The 17,520-nt window shown below is 72.4% G+C and carries 15 protein-coding genes; 6 read left to right on the top strand and 9 right to left on the bottom strand.

All coding sequences use genetic code 11. The annotated features are described in order from the left end of the window. On the bottom strand, window positions 1–1,011 hold a 1,011-nt coding region (locus GKQ77_RS12445), incomplete at its 3' end, for a DUF5685 family protein (RefSeq protein ID WP_219688778.1). 291 nt (window positions 1,012–1,302) lie between these two features. Here GKQ77_RS12445 and GKQ77_RS12440 point away from each other — a divergent pair. Continuing rightward, the gene (locus tag GKQ77_RS12440; RefSeq protein WP_219688777.1) at window positions 1,303–1,752 is read left to right on the top strand and encodes a cell division protein SepF; all 450 of its coding nucleotides are present in this window, start codon (window positions 1,303–1,305) and stop codon (window positions 1,750–1,752) included. 60 nt (window positions 1,753–1,812) lie between these two features. Here GKQ77_RS12440 and GKQ77_RS12435 read toward each other — a convergent pair whose 3' ends face one another. Continuing rightward, window positions 1,813–3,009 carry an acyl-CoA dehydrogenase family protein gene (locus tag GKQ77_RS12435; protein ID WP_219688776.1) on the bottom strand — a complete coding sequence of 399 codons (1,197 nt, stop codon included), beginning with the start codon at window positions 3,007–3,009 and terminating at the stop codon, window positions 1,813–1,815. A 128-nt stretch (window positions 3,010–3,137) separates the two neighbouring features. After that, window positions 3,138–4,763: an MFS transporter gene (locus tag GKQ77_RS12430; RefSeq protein WP_219688775.1), complete on the bottom strand. Its 1,626-nt coding sequence runs from the start codon at window positions 4,761–4,763 to the stop codon at window positions 3,138–3,140. Between the two features lie 251 nt (window positions 4,764–5,014). Here GKQ77_RS12430 and GKQ77_RS12425 point away from each other — a divergent pair, with 251 nt between their 5' ends. Together GKQ77_RS12425 and GKQ77_RS12420 are read left to right on the top strand one after the other, a co-directional pair. Next, window positions 5,015–6,172, top strand: a complete 1,158-nt coding sequence (locus tag GKQ77_RS12425) for a glycosyltransferase family 39 protein (RefSeq protein WP_308117639.1) — start codon at window positions 5,015–5,017, stop codon at window positions 6,170–6,172. Between the two features lie 247 nt (window positions 6,173–6,419). Beyond that, window positions 6,420–7,448: a phosphatase PAP2 family protein gene (locus GKQ77_RS12420; RefSeq protein WP_219688773.1), complete on the top strand. Its 1,029-nt coding sequence runs from the start codon at window positions 6,420–6,422 to the stop codon at window positions 7,446–7,448. Between the two features lie 111 nt (window positions 7,449–7,559). Here the strand turns inward: GKQ77_RS12420 and GKQ77_RS12415 are convergent, their stop codons facing one another. Continuing rightward, complete coding sequence (locus tag GKQ77_RS12415) at window positions 7,560–7,775, bottom strand: I78 family peptidase inhibitor (protein ID WP_219688772.1); 216 nt, start codon at window positions 7,773–7,775, stop codon at window positions 7,560–7,562. A gap of 460 nt (window positions 7,776–8,235) precedes the next feature. On the opposite strand from GKQ77_RS12415, the gene ctaD reads away from it, so the two are divergent. Then, complete coding sequence (ctaD, locus tag GKQ77_RS12410) at window positions 8,236–9,966, top strand: aa3-type cytochrome oxidase subunit I (RefSeq protein ID WP_219688771.1); 1,731 nt, start codon at window positions 8,236–8,238, stop codon at window positions 9,964–9,966. Here the strand turns inward: ctaD and GKQ77_RS12405 are convergent. From GKQ77_RS12405 to GKQ77_RS12385, 5 genes are all read right to left on the bottom strand, one after another. After that, on the bottom strand, window positions 9,875–10,885 hold the full coding sequence (locus tag GKQ77_RS12405) for a helix-turn-helix transcriptional regulator (RefSeq protein WP_219688770.1): 1,011 nt from the start codon (window positions 10,883–10,885) through the stop codon (window positions 9,875–9,877). The two genes, ctaD and GKQ77_RS12405, sit on opposite strands and share 92 nt — an antisense overlap. A 188-nt stretch (window positions 10,886–11,073) precedes the next feature. Next, on the bottom strand, window positions 11,074–11,931 hold the full coding sequence (locus GKQ77_RS12400) for a FixH family protein (protein ID WP_219688769.1): 858 nt from the start codon (window positions 11,929–11,931) through the stop codon (window positions 11,074–11,076). Then, complete coding sequence (locus GKQ77_RS12395; RefSeq protein WP_219688768.1) at window positions 11,928–13,190, bottom strand: glycosyltransferase family 4 protein; 1,263 nt, start codon at window positions 13,188–13,190, stop codon at window positions 11,928–11,930. The genes GKQ77_RS12400 and GKQ77_RS12395 overlap by 4 nt, the downstream gene beginning before the upstream one ends. A 163-nt stretch (window positions 13,191–13,353) precedes the next feature. Continuing rightward, window positions 13,354–14,688: an ABC transporter substrate-binding protein gene (locus GKQ77_RS12390; protein WP_219688767.1), complete on the bottom strand. Its 1,335-nt coding sequence runs from the start codon at window positions 14,686–14,688 to the stop codon at window positions 13,354–13,356. Next, a complete protein-coding gene (locus GKQ77_RS12385; protein WP_308117638.1) occupies window positions 14,663–15,220 on the bottom strand; it encodes an MTB12 C-terminal domain-containing protein in 558 nt (185 codons plus the stop codon). The genes GKQ77_RS12390 and GKQ77_RS12385 overlap by 26 nt, the downstream gene beginning before the upstream one ends. A 202-nt stretch (window positions 15,221–15,422) precedes the next feature. Between GKQ77_RS12385 and GKQ77_RS12380 the strand changes: the two genes are divergently transcribed. Both GKQ77_RS12380 and GKQ77_RS12375 read left to right on the top strand, forming a co-directional pair. Next, a complete protein-coding gene (locus GKQ77_RS12380) occupies window positions 15,423–15,971 on the top strand; it encodes a hypothetical protein (protein ID WP_219688779.1) in 549 nt (182 codons plus the stop codon). Between the two features lie 4 nt (window positions 15,972–15,975). After that, window positions 15,976–17,520, top strand: a 1,545-nt coding sequence (locus tag GKQ77_RS12375) for an ABC transporter permease subunit (RefSeq protein WP_443728918.1), incomplete at its 3' end; no start/stop codon positions are given.

Genomic DNA, 17,520 nt, shown 5'->3' with positions numbered 1-17,520 from the left:
CCCATACGGATTACCACCCCCATAAGGATTCTGCGAGCCATAAGGCCCGCCCCCCTGGCTCCCGTAAGGGCCACCCTGCTGCGGATGCTGATGCTGATGCGGAGCCCCGAAGGCCCCCGCCTGATGAGCCGTCACCTCGTGGGCGTGCCCGCACGCCCCGTTCCCGAACGCGCGATCGACCGACCGGCGCAGCTCATGCGCGAGCAGTACATGCGCGAGCTTGCCGTCGGTGAACGCGGCATCCCGCAGTGCCAGACGTATGCCGTGCAGCGCGTCGTCGGCGAGGCGGCGCGCCTCCGCGAGGGAGGTGCCGGTCGCGGTGAGCGGGTTCCACGCACCCGACGCGGCGTCAGCTTCCCTGTCCTCCACGGCATCGAGCAGATGCGCGAGGCGGCCGAAGAGCCGGCCGGCCTCGGCGAGCGGCTCCACGTTGCCGGGCCGCCCCGCGAGCACCGCGGTGTGCGCGAAGGCCGCCGCGGTCGCCGTCTCGGTCGGCTCGGTGACGGTGAGCAGCGAGGTGTCGGGGCCCGCCAAGGCCTCGACGCCCGCCTGCCGTTCGACGGCGTCGAGCAGGACCGCCGTGTCGAACCCCACATCGGAGCCGGTCCGCGCGCCCGCCCTGTCCCAGCTCCGGGCCACGCGCCGCGCGGCGAGAGCCACCGGGCGGCGCGCCAGCAGGCCGTCCCCGTCGACGACGTGGTCGCGGACCTTCGCCGAGGCGAGCACCAGCGAGACGGCGGCGGCGAGCCGCGCGCCCTCGCCCCGCGCGACGGAGGCCGTCCGCATCCCGCGCAGGGGGCAGGGCCCCGCGGTGCGCCGCCACCCGGTCGACCGTTCGGCCTGAGCCTCCGTCAGAACCGAGATGATGAGCCCGTCGTAGTTGGTGACGACGCGGGCGAACTGCCCGTGGTCGCCGCGCAGTGCGAGGCAGAGCCCGCACAGGTGCGCCATCCACTGCGTCTTGAGCCCCTCGCCGAGGCGATGGGCGCAGGGTCTGACGATTCCGAACAAGACGACGGCTCCCCCGAGTGGCCGGAAACTGCTCAACCCCGGCATCGTAGCCAGACTCGTTCACCCGTACGTACCCGCCGTCACCCGTACGCCGCGAATCATCACATTTCACTCTCCGTCAGCAACCGTACACAGTACGACCCTTGAAGTAGGGCGTGCGTCGGCGTGTTGACTCTGCACCAGTACCGTCACGAAAACCCCGCGCGGCGACTATCCACTTGGCGCACCATCCGCATCATGGACGAGCATAGGGATGCGGATGCAGGGAAACCGCTGTGAGAGGAGGCGTCCATGGGATCGGTGCGCAAGGCAAGCGCTTGGCTTGGCCTCGTCGACGACAACAACGACGAGCGTTACTACGACGACGGCTACGAGGACGACCGGGACGAGGGACCCGCCCGGCCGGAGGCCTGGGTCACCGACCCGCGCGCGCGGGTGGCTCCGGAGGCGGCCGAGGACCACGAGCGCCGGATCGGAACCGTGACCCCGGACAGCTTCCGGGACGCGCGCCACATCGGCGAGCTGTTCCGGGACGGCGTGCCGGTCATCATGAACCTCACGGCCATGGAGCCCACCGACGCCAAGCGCGTGGTCGACTTCGCGGCCGGTCTCACCTTCGGTCTGCGCGGTTCGATCGAGCGCGTGGCGACGCGGGTCTTCCTGCTGACCCCCGCCGACACGCACATCGTCAGCGGGGAGGCCGCGGGCCGTCCCTCGGACGGCTTCTTCAACCAGAGCTAGGGCAAGGACGCTCACCGGGGCCCACCCGGGTCGCCGTCCCCACCACGAACGGGGTCACGGTCACCGGAAGGCGTCGAGACCGGTGAGCGCCTTGCCCAGCACCAGCTGATGCATCTCGACGGTGCCCTCATAGGTGAGCACCGATTCGAGGTTCGTCGCGTGCCGCATGACGGGGTATTCGAGCGAGATCCCGTTGGCGCCCAGGATCGTCCTGGACGTGCGGCAGATCTCGATCGCCTCTCGTACGTTGTTGAGCTTGCCGAAACTGACCTGCTCGGGACGGAGCCTGCCCGTGTCCAGGCGCCGCCCGAGATGGTGGGCGAGCAGGATGCCCTTGTGCAGCTCGACCGCCATGTCGGCGAGCTTGGCCTGGGTGAGCTGGAAGCCGCCGATGGGCCGGCCGAACTGCTCGCGGGTCTTCGCGTACTCCACCGCCGCCTCGAACGAGGCGCGGGCGGCGCCCATCGCACCCCAGACGATGCCGTAGCGCGCGTGGGACAGGCAGCTGAGCGGGCCCTTGAGGCCGACGACCTCCGGCAGGACCGCGTCGGCGGGCAGCCGCACCTCGTCCATCACCAGCTCACTGGTGACGCTCGCCCGCAGCGACCACTTGTGCTTGATCTCGGGCGCCGAGAAGCCGGGACTGTCGGTCGGCACGACGAACCCCCTGATCCCCTCCCCGGTCTGTGCCCAGACGACGGCGACCCCGGCCACCGAACCGTTCGTGATCCACATCTTGCGCCCGCTGAGCAGCCAGTCGGCGCCGTCCCTCTTCGCGTACGTCCGCATGGCCGCCGGGTCGGAGCCGTGGTCGGGCTCGGTCAGACCGAAGCAGCCGATGATCTCGCCCGCCGCCATCCCGGGCAGCCACCGCTGCCTCTGCTCCTCGGAGCCGAAGCGGTGGATGGCGTACATCGCGAGGGAGCCCTGCACCGAGACGAGCGAGCGGATGCCGGAGTCGGCGGCCTCTAGCTCCAGACAGGCGAGCCCGTACTGAACGGCGCTCGCGCCCGCGCAGCCATAGCCCTCCAGGGACATGCCGAGCGCCCCGAGGGAGCCCAGCTCGCGGGCCAGCTCGTGGATGCCCGGCAGCTCGCCCTTCTCGTACCAGTCCGCGATGTGCGGCAGCACCCGGTCGGCGGCCCAGCCGCGCACGGTGTCGCGGATCGCCAGGTCCTCCGGGGCGAGGAGGTCGTCGATACCCAGGGGGTCGGCGGGGTCGAAAGGCGGCAGAGGGGTGCGGGCGCTTGCGGACATGCGGGCCTCCGGCGGCACAAAACTAGCGCTGGTAGTTAGCTACGACTCGCGCTGACGTTACGACGCAGTGTCCCGCACGTCCAGGGCCCTGAGGCGCGCTGAATCCCCGGCCGGAGGCCATCAAGACCTCAGCGGCGGGAGTCGACCCCGACCCCCGCGGGGTCGCGGGGCGCCGGAATACTCTGCTCGGCCCGCGCCGCGGGCGCGCCACACTCCATGCCCCGCGGCAGCCGCAGCGCCGCGAGCGCCCCGAGCAGCAGCAGCCCCGCGCTGACCAGCAGGGTCACATGCAGCCCGTGGACGAAGGAGTCCCGCGCCGCGGCCCGCAGGGCGGCCCCCGCCTCACCGCCGAGCCGCGCGGCGACCTCGTACGCCTCCCCCAGCGAGTGACTGGCGGCCGCGCTGTCGGCCGCGGGCACCCCCCGCACCGAGGAGAGCCCCGGCGCGTACGCCGCGTTCATGACCGTGCCGAGCAGCGCGATGCCGATGCCCGCGCCCAGCTGGTAGGAGGTCTCGCCGATCGCCGCGGCCCCGCCCGCCTCGGACTGGGGCGCCTCGCTCAGCATCGACTCGTACGCGCCGAAGAGCGTGGTCTCCAGGCCGAAACCGAGCAGGACGAAACCGGTGAGGAGCAGCCCGTCGTTGGCGTGGCCGCCCATGCCGGTGAGCACCACCACGGCGAACGCGGTGAGGCAGAACCCGGCGCAGACCATCCTGCGCGGCCCGAAGCGGTGCAGCATCTTCGATCCGGCGAGCCCCGCGGCCATCGCGGCGATGGTGAGCGGAAGCAGCCGCAGCCCGGTCTCCAGCGGGGAGAGGCCGAGCACCAGCTGCAAGTACTGCGCGGCGATCAGTTCGAGCCCCACGAGCGCGAGCATGGCGAGCACGATGCAGCCCACCGACGTGCTGAACGCGGGCCGCGCGAACATCGACAGATCGACGAGCGGGTGCTTGCGCCGCCGCTGTCTGCGGACGAAGCCGACGAGCAGACCGGCGCCCACGGCGAGGGCGGCAAGGGTGGTGGCGTCGAGCGGCGACTCCCCGCCGCCGAGCCGCTTCACGCCGAGCACGAGCCCGAAGAGCCCGCCCGCGGCCATCAGCGCGCCGACCACGTCCCACGGCCCGTTCTGGCCACCGGTGGACTCGGGCAGCAGCCAGCGTCCGATCGGCAGGCTGACCAGCATCAGCGGGATGTTGATGAGGAAGACCGAGCCCCACCAGAAGTGTTCGAGGAGGAAGCCGCCGAGCAGCGGCCCGACGGCCGCGCCGACCGCCGCCACCGCGCTCCAGACGCCGATGGCGACGGCCCGCTCACGCCGGTCGGGGAAGACCTGGCGCAGGATCGACAGGGTCGCGGGCATGATCATCGCGCCGCCGACGCCGAGCAGCGCCCGGGCGGCGATGAGGACCTGCGCGTTGTCGGCGAGGGCCGCGACGGCGGAGGCGACGCCGAAGAGCGCGTATCCGAGCAGGAGGACGCGTCTGCGCCCGACTCGGTCGCCGAGCGTGCCGAACAGGATGAGGAGCGAGGCGCAGACCAGTGGATAGATGTCGACGATCCACAGCAGTTCGATCGCGCCGGGCTTCAGGTCCTCGGTGACCGCGGGCACGGCGACGTGCAGAACGGTGGCGTCGACGGCGACCAGCAGCAGGCTGACGCAGAGCACGACGAGCACGAGCCAGCGGTTGGCCCCGGCACCGGCCCCGGATCCCCGACGGCCCTGCGGTGCTGCGGCCGTGGTCGTCCCGGACATGTGCGTACCTCCCAGTGATCCCTCGCATCGGCGGCCTGCGGGACGGGGGCTCCCGCTCCGGCGGCGCAGACAGTGGCGTCCGGCGGCGCAGACAAAGGCGAGTGAGCCGTCAGAGTACGCGAGTTCGCTCCTGGGGCGCGTGGCGGACCTCTCATGGTTGTACGGATGCCATGTGGTGTACGCCACGCTCCCGTACCCGGAGCACGCCCCGGGCGGGCGTCCGGTTCCGGCCGCGGCCGATAATCGAGCCCGTGACCACTCTTGCCCCACGCCTCTCACCCGCCCCGGCGGGCCACGCGCTGCGCCGTGCCGCGCCCGCCCTCCTCGTGTACGCGGGGGTGCGCGCGCTGGGCCTCGCGGTGCTCGCGGTGTGGGGCGCGGCGGCCGGCAAGAGCCCGCACACGCTGCTGGCCGCCCGCTGGGACTCGCTCTGGTACACCCGCGTCGCCGAGCACGGCTACGGCTGGCAGGTGACGCTGCCGGACGGCAGCGTCCACTCCAACCTCGCGTTCTTCCCGCTCCTGCCCTGGCTGGAGCGGCTCGTCTCGGCGGTCAGCCCCTTGTCGTACGCCGACGCGGGCCTGGTGGTGAGCTGGGTCGCGTCGCTCTTCGCCGCCGCGGGGATCTTCGCGGTCGCCGACCATGTGTACGGGCGCCGGGCGGGGGTCTGCGCGGTGGCGCTCTGGGCGGTGCTGCCGGTCGGCGTCGTGCAGTCGATGGCGTACAGCGAGTCCCTGTTCACGGCGCTGGCCGCCTGGTCGCTGTACGCGGTGCTCAGGGGGCGGTGGGTCCTGGCGGGCGTGCTCGCCTCGGGTGCGGGGCTGACCCGGCCGGTGGGCGCGGCGGTGGTCGCCGCGATCTGGGTGGCGGCGGCGGTCCAGGTGTACCGGGAGCGTCGGAAGCGTCAGGCCGACCGGCACATGGTCCTCGGGGTAGTCCTGGCCCCGCTCGGCGCGGCGGCTTATGTGCTGTGGGTGGGGCACCGCACGGGCGGCGGTCTCTTCGGCTATCTCGACGTCCAGGCGGGTTGGGGCAACGGCTTCGACTTCGGTTACGCCTTCGCGCGTTTCATCGGGGAGAAGTTCACCTCCGTCCCCGGTGCCCTCGCGGGCATCGGTCTCATCGTCGGGGTGGCGCTCGTGGTCCGGCTGTACGTCGTGGGCGTACGGCAGGGGCAGCCGCTGCCGCTGCTCGTCTACTCCGGGATCGTCGTCGCGCTGGCGCTGTGCGCGGCGGGCTACTTCGGCTCGAAGCCGCGCCTCCTGATGCCCGCCTTCCCGCTCCTCCTGCCCCTCGCGGTGGCGCTCGCCCGGCTGCGTACGTCCAGGTCGGCGCTGGTCCTCGGGGGTGTGGCCGTGGTGGGCGCGGTCTACGGGGCGTTCTGGCTGCACGGCTCGGGCCCGCCGTGATCCCGTCATGATCATTCCTGGCCGCCGCGGTGACCGTACGGAGAATTCCGCACCAGGTCCCGGTGAACGAATTCATAAGCGCCATAAAATGACATCGGAAACGATCAACGAATTGAGTAAGGCGGCTGTGACCGAATAGGAAATCCCAGGAATAAACCCCGCCCTGAGATCAATCCCACATCACATCGTCATCACAAAGCCACTGATTCGGCCTAGTGCCAGACTCACTCGCTGTAACGTCGATTGGGTGCGTACCGAACGAAACCTCACCCGTCTTGACCGGGTCTTCGCCCGGCTGGACCGTGAGCCGGAACGACCGGCCCACCTCGATGTCCCGAGGATGAGCCGGCACCGGGTCGTGCTCTGCGGCTCGACCCTGGCGTTCTACCTCGCCATCGTCGTCGCCGTGCTGACCACCTCGTGGCTGGTGCGGTTCGACTGGCAGGTCATGTTCTTCCGGCCCTACCAGCAGTGGCCGGAGATCCACGCCTTCCTCGACTACTGGGTCGTCCTCGGCCAGCGCGGCCCGACCGCCGTCATGGTCGCGGCCTGGCTCGGCTGGCGCTCCTGGCGGCAGCACACGCTGCGCCCGCTGCTGATGTTCGGCGCTGCGCTGCTCCTGCTCAACGCGACGGTCGGCGCCGCCAAGATCGGCATGGGCCGTCTCGGTCCGCACTACGCCACCGCGATCGGCTCGAACGAGATGTGGCTGGGCGGCGATATATTCCCCTCCGGCCACACCGCCAACGCCGTCGTGACCTGGGGAATCCTGGCCTATATGGCCTCCACCCCGCGCACCCGCCGCTATCTGTCGGCCCTGTCGGCAGTGGTCTCCCTGAGCGTCGGCCTCACCACCGTCTACCTCGGTACGCACTGGCTGAGCGACGTCTTCCTCGGCTGGGCCGCGGGGCTGCTCATCCTGCTGGCGCTGCCCTGGTTCGAGCCGCTGATCTCCCGGATCGAGGCGGCCGTCCTTGGCCTGCGCGACTCCTGGCGCGCCCGCCGCGCGGGTACCGCGGCCCTGCCCGGGCCCGTCACGGCGCCGGTCGGCGTCCCCGCGATGGTGCCCCAGCGCCCCGCCGCCGAGGAGAGCGCACCGGCCCGCGAGACGGTCGGCGCCGCCCGCGCCGGACGCCCCCCTGCCTACCTCGCGCCGGGCCCGCACACGGCCCGCTCCGAGCGCACACCGGTCACCCCGGCGGGCAGCCGCCGCCCGCCGCACCCCGACCGCGTCTCGCGCGGCACCACCTCCGCCCGCCCGGTGGCGGGCGGCTGACCCCGGCGGCGGGGGCGCCGGTACGCACAGCCCGTCCCCCGCACCGCGAAAGGCCCCGGTTCCGTCGAGGAGCCGGGGCCTTCGCCGTGCGCCGTTGCCGCGAGCGGGCGCTCAGCCCTTCCAGGAGCGCGTCACGACGCCCTCCTTGACCTCGAAGTTGAGCCGCCCCGCGAGGTACTCCATGGTGATCATCGTCCCCGGGGGCAGCGACCTGACGGTGGACCAGCCGCGCTCGCGCGCCTGCCGCTCGGCGTCGTCGGCCGCCAGGCCCACGTAACGGTCCGGGCTGTCCTGGGGCTCTGCGGGTGGGGTCGGGATAGGTGCCATGGCCGCCACGTTAGGCGGCGCGGGTCCGCCACGGAAGGCCGGGACCGCACACCAAGCGTCACGGGTCCCTCTCCGGTCACGCTTCTGTCACAGGATCACGACGCGCGTTTCGGCCGAACTCCGTCACACGTATGGGCGGTTCCGTACGGGGAACGGTGTAATTCACAGGCGGCTCCCCAACGCGCGCAAGCGGTGGCCGCAACCGCCTGAATTACCCTCCCCGAATAGCACAGAAGGCCCTTTACGAACCCTCCGCATTTCGGAATCCCGGCCCCCGCCACCGGAGGTGACGGCGCATAGGGAATTCATGGTTCCGGGTCGGCGCCCCGTGCGCCGCCCGCCCGGAAGCGGCGTACGCCCCCTGTCGGAGTCGGCACCGGCGCGCGCATCATGGCGTGAGCTTCGAGCGGCTTCGAGCGGGCGCGGGCGGGCCCGGGACGCGACGGCGAAGGGGCGGGAGATGGGGACCGAGACGGTACGGGCGGTCGAGCGGCCGGGGCCGGAGCGGCGGCGAGGCCGGGTGGTGGTGGAGTGGCTGACCACCACCGACCACAAGAAGATCGGCCACCTCTACCTCATCACGTCGTTCGTCTTCTTCCTCGCCGCCGGTCTGATGGCCCTGATGATGCGGGCCGAACTGGCCCGCCCGGGACTCCAGCTGATGACCAACGAGGAGTTCAACCAGGCCTTCACCATGCACGGCACGATCATGCTGCTGCTCTTCGCGACCCCGACGTTCGCGGGGTTCGCCAACGAGATCATGCCGCTGCAGATCGGCTCGCCGGACGTCGCCTTCCCCCGGCTGAACATGCTCTCGTACTGGCTCTTCCTCTTCGGCGGCCTGATGGTGCTCGGCTCGCTGCTCGTGCCGAGCGGGCCCGCGGCCTTCGGCTGGTTCGCGTACGCCCCGCTCAACAGCATGGAGCGGTCGCCGGGCATCGGCGCCGACCTGTGGATCATGGGGCTGGCGCTCTCCGGCTTCGGCACGATCCTCGGCGCGGTGAACTTCCTGACGACGATCATCGGGATGCGCGCCCCCGGAATGACGATGTTCCGGATGCCGATCTTCACCTGGAACGTGCTGTTCACCTCGATCCTGGTGCTGATCGCCTTCCCCGTGCTCGCCGCCGCGCTGCTCGTCCTGGAGGCGGACCGGCGCTTCCACTCGCTCGTCTTCGCCTCGGAGAACGGGGGCGCGCTGCTGTGGCAGCACCTCTTCTGGTTCTTCGGGCACCCCGAGGTGTACATCATCGCGCTGCCGTTCTTCGGCATCATCACGGAGATCATCCCGGTCTTCAGCCGCAAACCGATGTTCGGCTATCTGCCGCTGGTCGGCGCGACGATGGCCATCACGGGGCTCTCGGTGGTCGTGTGGGCGCACCACATGTTCGCGACGGGCGCGGTGCTGCTGCCCTTCTTCTCGTTCGTGTCGTTCCTCATCGCGGTCCCGACGGGCGTGAAGTTCTTCAACTGGACGGGCACGATGCTCAGGGGCTCACTCTCCTTCGAGACGCCGATGCTGTGGGCGGTCGGGTTCCTGGTGAGCTTCCTCTTCGGCGGCCTCACGGGCGTCATCCTCGCCTCGCCGCCGCTCGACTTCCACGTCACCGACTCGTACTTCGTCGTCGCGCACTTCCACTACGTCGTGTTCGGCACGGTCGTCTTCGCGACGTTCGGCGGCTTCTTCTTCTGGTGGCCGAAGCTGACGGGCAAGATGCTCGACGAACGCCTGGGCAAGATCCAGTTCTGGACGCTCTTCGTGGGCTTCCACACCACCTTCCTCGTCCAGCACTGGCTGGGCGCCGAGGGCATGCCGCGCCGCTACGCCGACTATCTGGCGGCGGACGGCTTCACGGTCCTCAACACCGTCTCGACCATCGGGGCGTTCCTGCTCGGCCTCTCCACCCTGCCGTTCCTCTACAACGTCTGGAGGACCGCCAAGTACGGCGAGAAAGTCGAGACCGACGACCCCTGGGGGTTCGGCCGCTCCCTGGAGTGGGCGACGTCCTGCCCGCCGCCGCGCCACAACTTCCGCACGCTGCCCCGGATCCGCTCCGAGTCCCCCGCCTTCGACCTGCACCACCCCGAGTACGCGGCGTTCACGGAGTGGCGGACGGACCGGCCCCCCGAGGATCCGCAGACCCAGCACCCCGGTCCAGGGCCCGGCTCAGGAGGTCCCGGGACTCCCTGATCCGGTCGGCGAGCGCGGTGGGCTCCACGACCTCGAACTCGAAGCCCATGAACATCACGTGGAACACCATCACGTCCAGGCTCGGAGCCCCCGTGCGCAGCAGACAGCTGCGCTCGGTCTCCGCCTCCAAGGTGCCGGCGCTCGGGGTGATCCGCTGGGCGGCCTCCTCCAGCGGCACGAGGAGGCGGACCACGGCCTGCGCGGCGTACGCGCGCGTGGAGACGCCCCGCGACACATACGAGGCCAGGTCGCCGGCCGGCGGGGTGCGCGGTGCGAAGCGCGGCCCGTGCGGCGGTTTCGGCGTGACGCGGTCCACGCGGAACGTACGCCAGTCCTCGCGCTCCAGATCCCACGCGACGAGGTACCAGCGGCGCTCGGTGCACACGAGCCGGTGCGGCTCGACGACGCGGCGGCTCGTACCGCCCTTGTGGTCGCGGTATTCAAACCGCAGCCGCTCGGCGTCCCGGCACACGCCCGCGAGTTCGGTCAGGACCGCGGGGTCCACGCCCTGCGGCTGGGGGGCGCGCAGCATCGGCACGGTGAAGGCGTTGAGGGCGCCGACGCGGTGGCGCAGCCTGCTCGGCAGCACCTGTTCCAGCTTGGTGAGGGCGCGCACCGAGGTCTCGCCGATGCCCTCGATGCCCTGTCCGGCGGCGGTGCGCAGGCCGACGGCGACCGCGACCGCCTCGTCGTCGTCCAGGAGCAGCGGCGGCAGCTCGGCCCCCGCGCCGAGCTGGTAGCCGCCGCCGGTGCCGGGGCTCGCGTTGACGGGGTAGCCGAGTTCGCGCAGCCGGTCCACGTCACGGCGGACCGTGCGCGGGGTGACGCCGAGCCGGTCGGCGAGGTCCGCGCCGGACCAGTCGCGGTGGGCCTGCAGCAGGGAGAGCAGGCGGAGCAGTCGTGCCGAGGTCTCCAACATGCACGCGATTGTGCCCCGGGTTCAGGACAGCCACGGTCCTCAGCTCCCGCCTTCGGGTCCGCCCTGGCGCGGACGCATTCCCGGTCCGCCCCGGCGCGGACGCGTCTGCCTCCGCTGGTCCTTCGGCGGCTGCGGACCGCCTCGGGCCGGTCGCGCAGTTCCCCGCGCCCCTGACGGGGCGCCTCCGTCTAGGTCTCCCGGACGCGGACGGCCAGGTCGTTGTCGTTCGTGTAGTACGGGCCGACCTCGACCGCCCCGTGCGGACTCTCGCGGCGCACCACCGGGTAAGTGAAGATCGTCTTCTTGTCCGGGATGTCGTCGAGGAGGCGGGCGACGCGTACGCGCGGCCCGCTCTCGCCCGCCGGGCGCAGCCACAGGTCCCAGGGTCCGGGACCGCTGTCGGCGAGCGGGCCCTGGTCGAGGCCGAAGGTGAACTCCGGCCCCTCCGCGGTGACCTCGGCCCGGTGTACGAGGCCGGGTTCGGCGCGCCGGACGGCCTCGGCGTACGCGGCGTCGGTCAGCGCGGTGCCGTAGAGCCGGCCGTGCACGGTCAGCGCCGTACCCGCCAGCTCCAGTTCGCCCGCCTCGGCGTGCGGCGCCCGCAGCCAGCTGCGCACCGAGAGGTTGCCCTGCTTGGTCGCGTACGGGATGCGTACCGCGACATGGCCGCGGCTGCCGCTCGGCGCGCGGTCCACCAGCGAGCGCAGGTCGTTCACGCCCGGCATCAGGCGGCGCGGCTCACCGCCCGCGACCTGGGCGTACGCGTTCCAGCGGCCCTCGGCGAGTTCGACGCTGCTGGGCAGCGCGGCCCGCAGCCGCCCGTCGGCCGACGGGGAGAGCGGCAGCCGGACGTAGTCCTCGGCGGAGTCGGCTTCCCGGCGGCGCAGCAGCAGATGGACCGTGTCCCTCGCCCCGGCCCCGCCGGGGTCCGTCACGTCGAAGGTGAGGCCTCCCGCGGAGTCGGCGACACAGTCGGCGCGCGGCGCGGCGGCCGTCCGGTCGTCCCCGGCGTGCGAGGCGGCCTGCGAGGTGGCCGAGGACGTCATGCGGTCGATCCCTTCGTCTGTACGCGCCGGAGGTCCCGCACCGCGTACGCGCCGCCGAGCAGCGCGCCGCGCGTGCGGTGCAGGGAGCCGCGGACCCGGCCCCCGAACGAGCTGCCCTGAGTGATCATTCCGGTGAACATCGCGTCGTACCGCTCGGCTATCCGGACCGGGTCGAAGCGCTCGGAGTCCTGGAGCGCGGCGTCCGCCATCCGGTGCCGCAGCGAGTCGTCGTTGATCAGTTCGAGCAGGCCGCCCGCGATGGCGTCCGGGTTGCCGACCTCGACGAGACGCCCGTCGACGCCGTTGTCGATGATCTCGCCCGGGCCGTGCGGGCAGTCGGTGGCGACGACGGGCAGCCCGCAGCGCATCGCCTCGACGATGGTCATGCCGAAGGACTCCAGGCTGGAGGTGACGGCGGCGATCGAGCCCTTGGCCCACTCGGGCTCGATGGGGTGGGCGGCGCCCATGAGGAAGACGTGGTTGTAGAGGCCGAGTTCGTCGATCAGGGCGCGCAGCTTCTCCTTCTGCTTGCCGCTGCCGTAGATCCGCAGCCGCCAGTCGGGGCGCTCGCGCCGCACCTTGTCGAAGGCCCTGATCAGCAGGTCGTACCGCTTCACGGGGGCGAGGCGCCCGGCGGCGACGACCCACTTGTGGGAGCCGTCGGCGGGCTCTATGCCGGGGGCGGGCACGGGGTTCGGCAGGGCCTGCACATGGACGCCGGGCAGCCGCATCTTGCGGGTGTAGGCGTGGGCGTCGGCCTCGGTCGTCGTGGTCAGGACGTCGAGGCGGGGGTAGACGCTGCGCAGCTGGCGGCGGAGTTCCTTGGAGTGGCTGTCCAGCGTCAGGTGTTCCTGGCCGACGCGCAGGGGGCCGCGCGCGGTCTGGCGTGCGATGTGCACATTGAGCCCGGGGCGGGTGCCGACGACGACGTCCGCGTCCAGCGCCGCCAGGTGGGCGGCGATGCGCCGGTCGGTGAGGGCGCTGTACTGGGCGTAGCGGCCCTCGGCGCTGGGGAACGTCCGGGCGGGCCGCAGATGCTCGGGGTGCTCGCCCTCGAAGCCCGGGCTGTCCTTGCGCATGTCCACGAGGTGGCTCAGGCGGACGCGCTGGTCAGGCGCGAACACCGGCTCGTCGCGGTGCCGGAAGACGGAGACGATCTCGACGTCGTGCTGCTGGGCCAGCGTGTTCGCCAGGTTGTACGTCGTCCGGATCGTGCCTCCGATCCCGTACGCGTTGTGTATCAGGAAAGAGATGTGCATGCGTCCCCGTATCCCGCGTTTCCATGCGGACAGTCCCCCTCGTCCGCCTACCGCAGGGTTAGACGGATATTCCTGGCCAAAGGTTGGGTGCCATAGGCACCTGTTTTTGGCACAGATACGTGACCGGGGGCCAAGAAAGGGAACTTCCCCCTGGTACCCCGTATCAGGGCCGGTAGGCGAGCTGGGGCACGTCGAAGCAGTTGTCGTTCATGTCTCCACCCTGGCTGACCCAGCCTCTCCCGTCCCGCCAACGAGCCACCGACACACACGTCCTGCGGCTGCCCGGCGGCTCGGCCCGCTCCTCGAAGGTGACGGGAAGCAGCAGTCCGCGCGCGGAGTACGGCTCATTCCGGTTCATGTACCGGTCCACGCACGCGCGCGTGACGTCCCCGCCCGCGCCCGCACCGCCCCCGGTCAGGCACGAGGCCGCCGCGTCGGTGAACCACATGGCGGCGGCCCAGCCCTCCAGCTGCCACTGCGAGAGCCCCTTCTCCCCGCCGTCCTTCCCGGCCTTCATGGCGGCGCGGAACTCGCGTACGGCCGGGTGCGCGGTGTCCTCGTAGTTCCTGCTCGATCCGGTGGCCCACAGGGCGTTGCGGCAGCGCGGCGCGTCCTTGTAGTCCTCGCCGACGGTCGAGGTCCAGTTCTGCACATTGGTGACCTTGGCGGTGACCTCCGCGCCGACGTCGTCCATCGCCTCGCACAGCTGGGCGTTGCCGTGCGTGTCCATCGCGTCGAAGACGAGGTCGGCGCCCTGCTCCTTCAGGTCGGCGGCGGCGGCGCGGAAGTTGGGCAGCGCGAAGTCGACCTGCTCGGTGACCACCTTGTAGCCCTCCGCCTTCAGGCCCCGGGTGACCAGACGGGCGTACGCGGCGGAGGCGGCCTGGTTGTAGGAGACGACGGCCGCGGTCCGCGCCCCCTGCTCCCGCTTGAAGTAGCGGTAGACCTCGGTGCCGCCGTAGAGCCTGCCGTCCCAGCCCGGCTTCCCGTTCCGGGGGGCGAGGCTGCCGTAGATCCCGTACAGATGCGGATAGGTGTCGTACGCGGGCCCGATCGGCTGTCCGCCGATGTCGGGCACGCCCGCGCGGGAGACCCGGGAGGCGCCCGCGTAGTCCAGGGAGGCGGTGGCCACGAGTGCGACGACCTTGTCCTCGTCGACCAGTTCGCGCACGCAGTCGTTGTTGCCGACCCCGCTGCCGCCGTCGTCGCAGGTGCGCACCTCCACCCGGCGGCCCTGGATGCCGCCGCGCGCGTTCAGCCGGTCGAAGTAGGCCTCGGCGCCGTCGCGCGGGCCGGTGAACGCGGCGCCGCCGACCGGGCTCGTGGCGCTGGTGATGATGCCGACCCTGACCGGCGCCCCGCCCGCCGGGGCGGGGGCGGTGCCGCGCCGCTCGAAGTCGCTCTCGGGCAGCCGGCTCCCGCAGGCCGCGCTCGCCACGCCCGCCAGCAGGAGCGCGGCGGTGAGCAGAACCTCAGCAGCCCGGACCGGGCGACGCATTCCCGCTCAGCTTCACCAGCGCGCAGAGGGTCTTGACGGACACCTTCCAGGTGTCGTCCTGGTTGACGGCCGTCCCGGAGGCGTCGGGCAGCGCGGTGGCGCCCTTCAGCGTCAGCGCGTACGTCACATCGGCCTCGTCGGCCGCGGTGAACTCCACCTCGCCGACCTCGGCGGCGACCTGCTCGCCGCGCTCGTCGCCGCTGAAGCTCGCGAGGACGGCGCGCATCTTGGGCCCGTTCTCCAGGACGGCTTCCTTGTCCTTCAAGGAGACCTCGGGGTCGAAGAACTTCTCCCAGTTCTCCCGGACCTCCTTCTCGGCGGCCGCCGGTTCGGCGGGCGCGTCGGCATCGTCCTCGGTGGACTCGGCGGACTCGGAGGGCTGGGAGGGGGTGGACGTTTTCTCCACGGACGGCTCGGGCGGCGTGCCGCTGTCCCCGCCCCCGCTGTCGTCGCCGCAGGCCATGGCGGCCGGACCGATCAGCATGACCGCGGCGGCCGCCAGCGCCGCGCCGCGCACTCTTGCCCGCATCATCTGGCTCACCACCGGGTGTCGGTCCGGGCCCAGCGGGGCTCGGAGCTTTCAGGGTCGGCTTCCAGAGGGCATAGTGCTAGCGATCGGGTGACATGGACAGCCCTCCGACGAGGTCGGCATGACTGCCGTGGCTGCCGAGACCGACATGACCGACGTGACCGGCGTGACCGACGTGACCGACGACGTGTCCCAGGGGGCCTCGATGCGGGCGGCTCAGACAGCTCGGACAGCCGACCCGGCCCGGCCGCGCGCCGCCCATCCCGTCCTGTGGGCCGCCCTCGCGGCGCTGGCGGGCGGCGCGGTGCTCTGCGTGATCGGCTGGTACGGCGTCTCCGGGGAGCGGTTCGCCGAACGCCAACTGCCCTATCTCGCCTCCTGCACGGTGCCGGGCGCGGCACTGATCATCGCGGGCGCGGTGCTGCTCACGCACGGCAGGAGCGCCCTGGCGGCGGCGCGCGTCGAGGAGCTGTACGGCCTGCTGGTCGCGGTGGAGCCCGCCACCGCCCCCGAGCGGGGCCTGGCCCCGGTGGCGACCAGCGACGAACTGCGGACGGTCCCCGGCGGCACCCTGTGGCACCGCGCCGACTGCCCCCTGGTCGCGGGCAGAGCGGAGGCGGCCCCCGCCGACACCACGACCCTGGCGCGGGGCGCCCTCACCCCCTGCCCGATCTGCGCACCGCCGCCTCCGAGGGCCCGCCCCGAGCCGCCCGACGACCCGCCGACCGCCGCCGAACCCGCGCCGGGGCGATGACCCGGTGGCGTCCCTGAGCTACGACCTCACACTGGCCGGGCTCTCGGTCGGCGGCGCCGCCGCGCTCACCGGCATCGGCCTGATCGTCACCTACCGCGCGACCGGCGTCCTCAACTTCGCGCACGGCGCCATCGCCATGGTCTGCGCGTACGTCCTGCGCCACCTGACCGCAGAGTGGCACTGGCCGCTCCCGCTCGCCGCCGCCCTCACGCTGCTCGTCGTGGCGCCCGGCATCGGTCTGCTCCTGGACCGCGCGGTCTTCCGCCCGCTCGCCGTCCTCGGCGGCGACCCCGCGCAGACCCTGGTCGCCTCGATCGGCGTCTTCGTGCTCCTCGTCGGCGGGGCGGCCCTCGTGTGGGGGCCGGGCGCCCGCGCCGACGCGCCCGCGCTCGGGTCCGCCGACCCCTGGGTGCCGCTCGGCGCGGCCGTCGCCCTCGCCGCGGCCGTCGGGGCGGTCACCCGCTGGACCCGCTTCGGCGGCGCGCTGCGGGCGGTCGTCGACAACCGCGGGCTCGCCGTGCTCTCCGGCGTCGACGCGGACCGCATCGCCGCGGCGGGCTGGGCCTTCGGCTCCTTCACCGCCGGCCTCACCGGCGTACTCCTCGCCCCGTTCGTACGACTCGACCCATACGGCATGCCCTTGCTGGTGATGGAGGTGGTAGCGGTCGCCGTGGCGGCCGGAATGCGCAGCCTGCCCGTCGCCGTCGCGGTGGCGCTCGGTCTGGGGGTGGCCCAGAGCCAGCTGACGCGGCTGCACCCCTCGGGCCGGCTGGAGCAGCTCGTCCAGACCGCCGGGGCGAACCTCTTCGTGATCGCCCTGCTCGTCGCGGCGCTGGCCCTGCCGGGCATCGGCTCGCGGGACGCGCTGCCCCGCACGGCGACGGCCCGCGTGCCGACGCCGCCGGGCGCCTGGATCGTGACGGGAGTCCTGTTCCTCCTCCCGCTCGGCTTCGCGGGCACGGACCTGACGACCTCGGTCCAGGTCCCGGCGCTCGCGGTCATTCTTCTCTCCCTCGTGATCGTCACCGGCCGGGGCGGCCAGATCTCCCTCGGCCAGGCGGCGTACGCGGGTCTCGGCGCCCTCTTCACCGCGCTCCTGGCGGCGGGCCGCTTCCCCGGCCTGCCCGCACTCCCGCACCTGGCGGCGCTGGCCGTCGCCGTCCTGCTCGTCGCGCCGCTCGGCCTGCTCACCGGCTGGCCCGCGATCAGCCGCCACGGTCTCGCGCTGGCCCTCGCGACGTTCGCGGTCGGCGTGGGGGTCAGCCGCTTCGTCTTCACCCAGCCGTACGCCACGTCGGGGCTCTCCCTCGACCGTCCCGCGGGCTTCGGCGGGGACCGCGCGTACTACGTCCTGGAGCTGGTGCTGCTCAGCGGGGCGCTGCTCCTGGTCGGCGCGCTGCGCCGAGGCCGTACGGGCCGGGCGCTGGCGGCGATGCGGGACCACGAGGCGGGGGCGGCGGCCGCGGGGGTGCCGGTACGTGCCCTGAAGCTCACGGCGTTCGTCACCGGGGCGGCGCTGGCCGGGCTCGGCGGCGGCATGCTGGCGATG

Origin of the sequence: Streptomyces anatolicus (genome assembly GCF_019400875.1) — a bacterium.
Taxonomy (GTDB): domain Bacteria; phylum Actinomycetota; class Actinomycetes; order Streptomycetales; family Streptomycetaceae; genus Streptomyces; species Streptomyces anatolicus.
The sequence above is the reverse complement of the archived record's forward strand: the minus strand, read 5'-3'. Positions and strand labels throughout refer to the sequence as shown.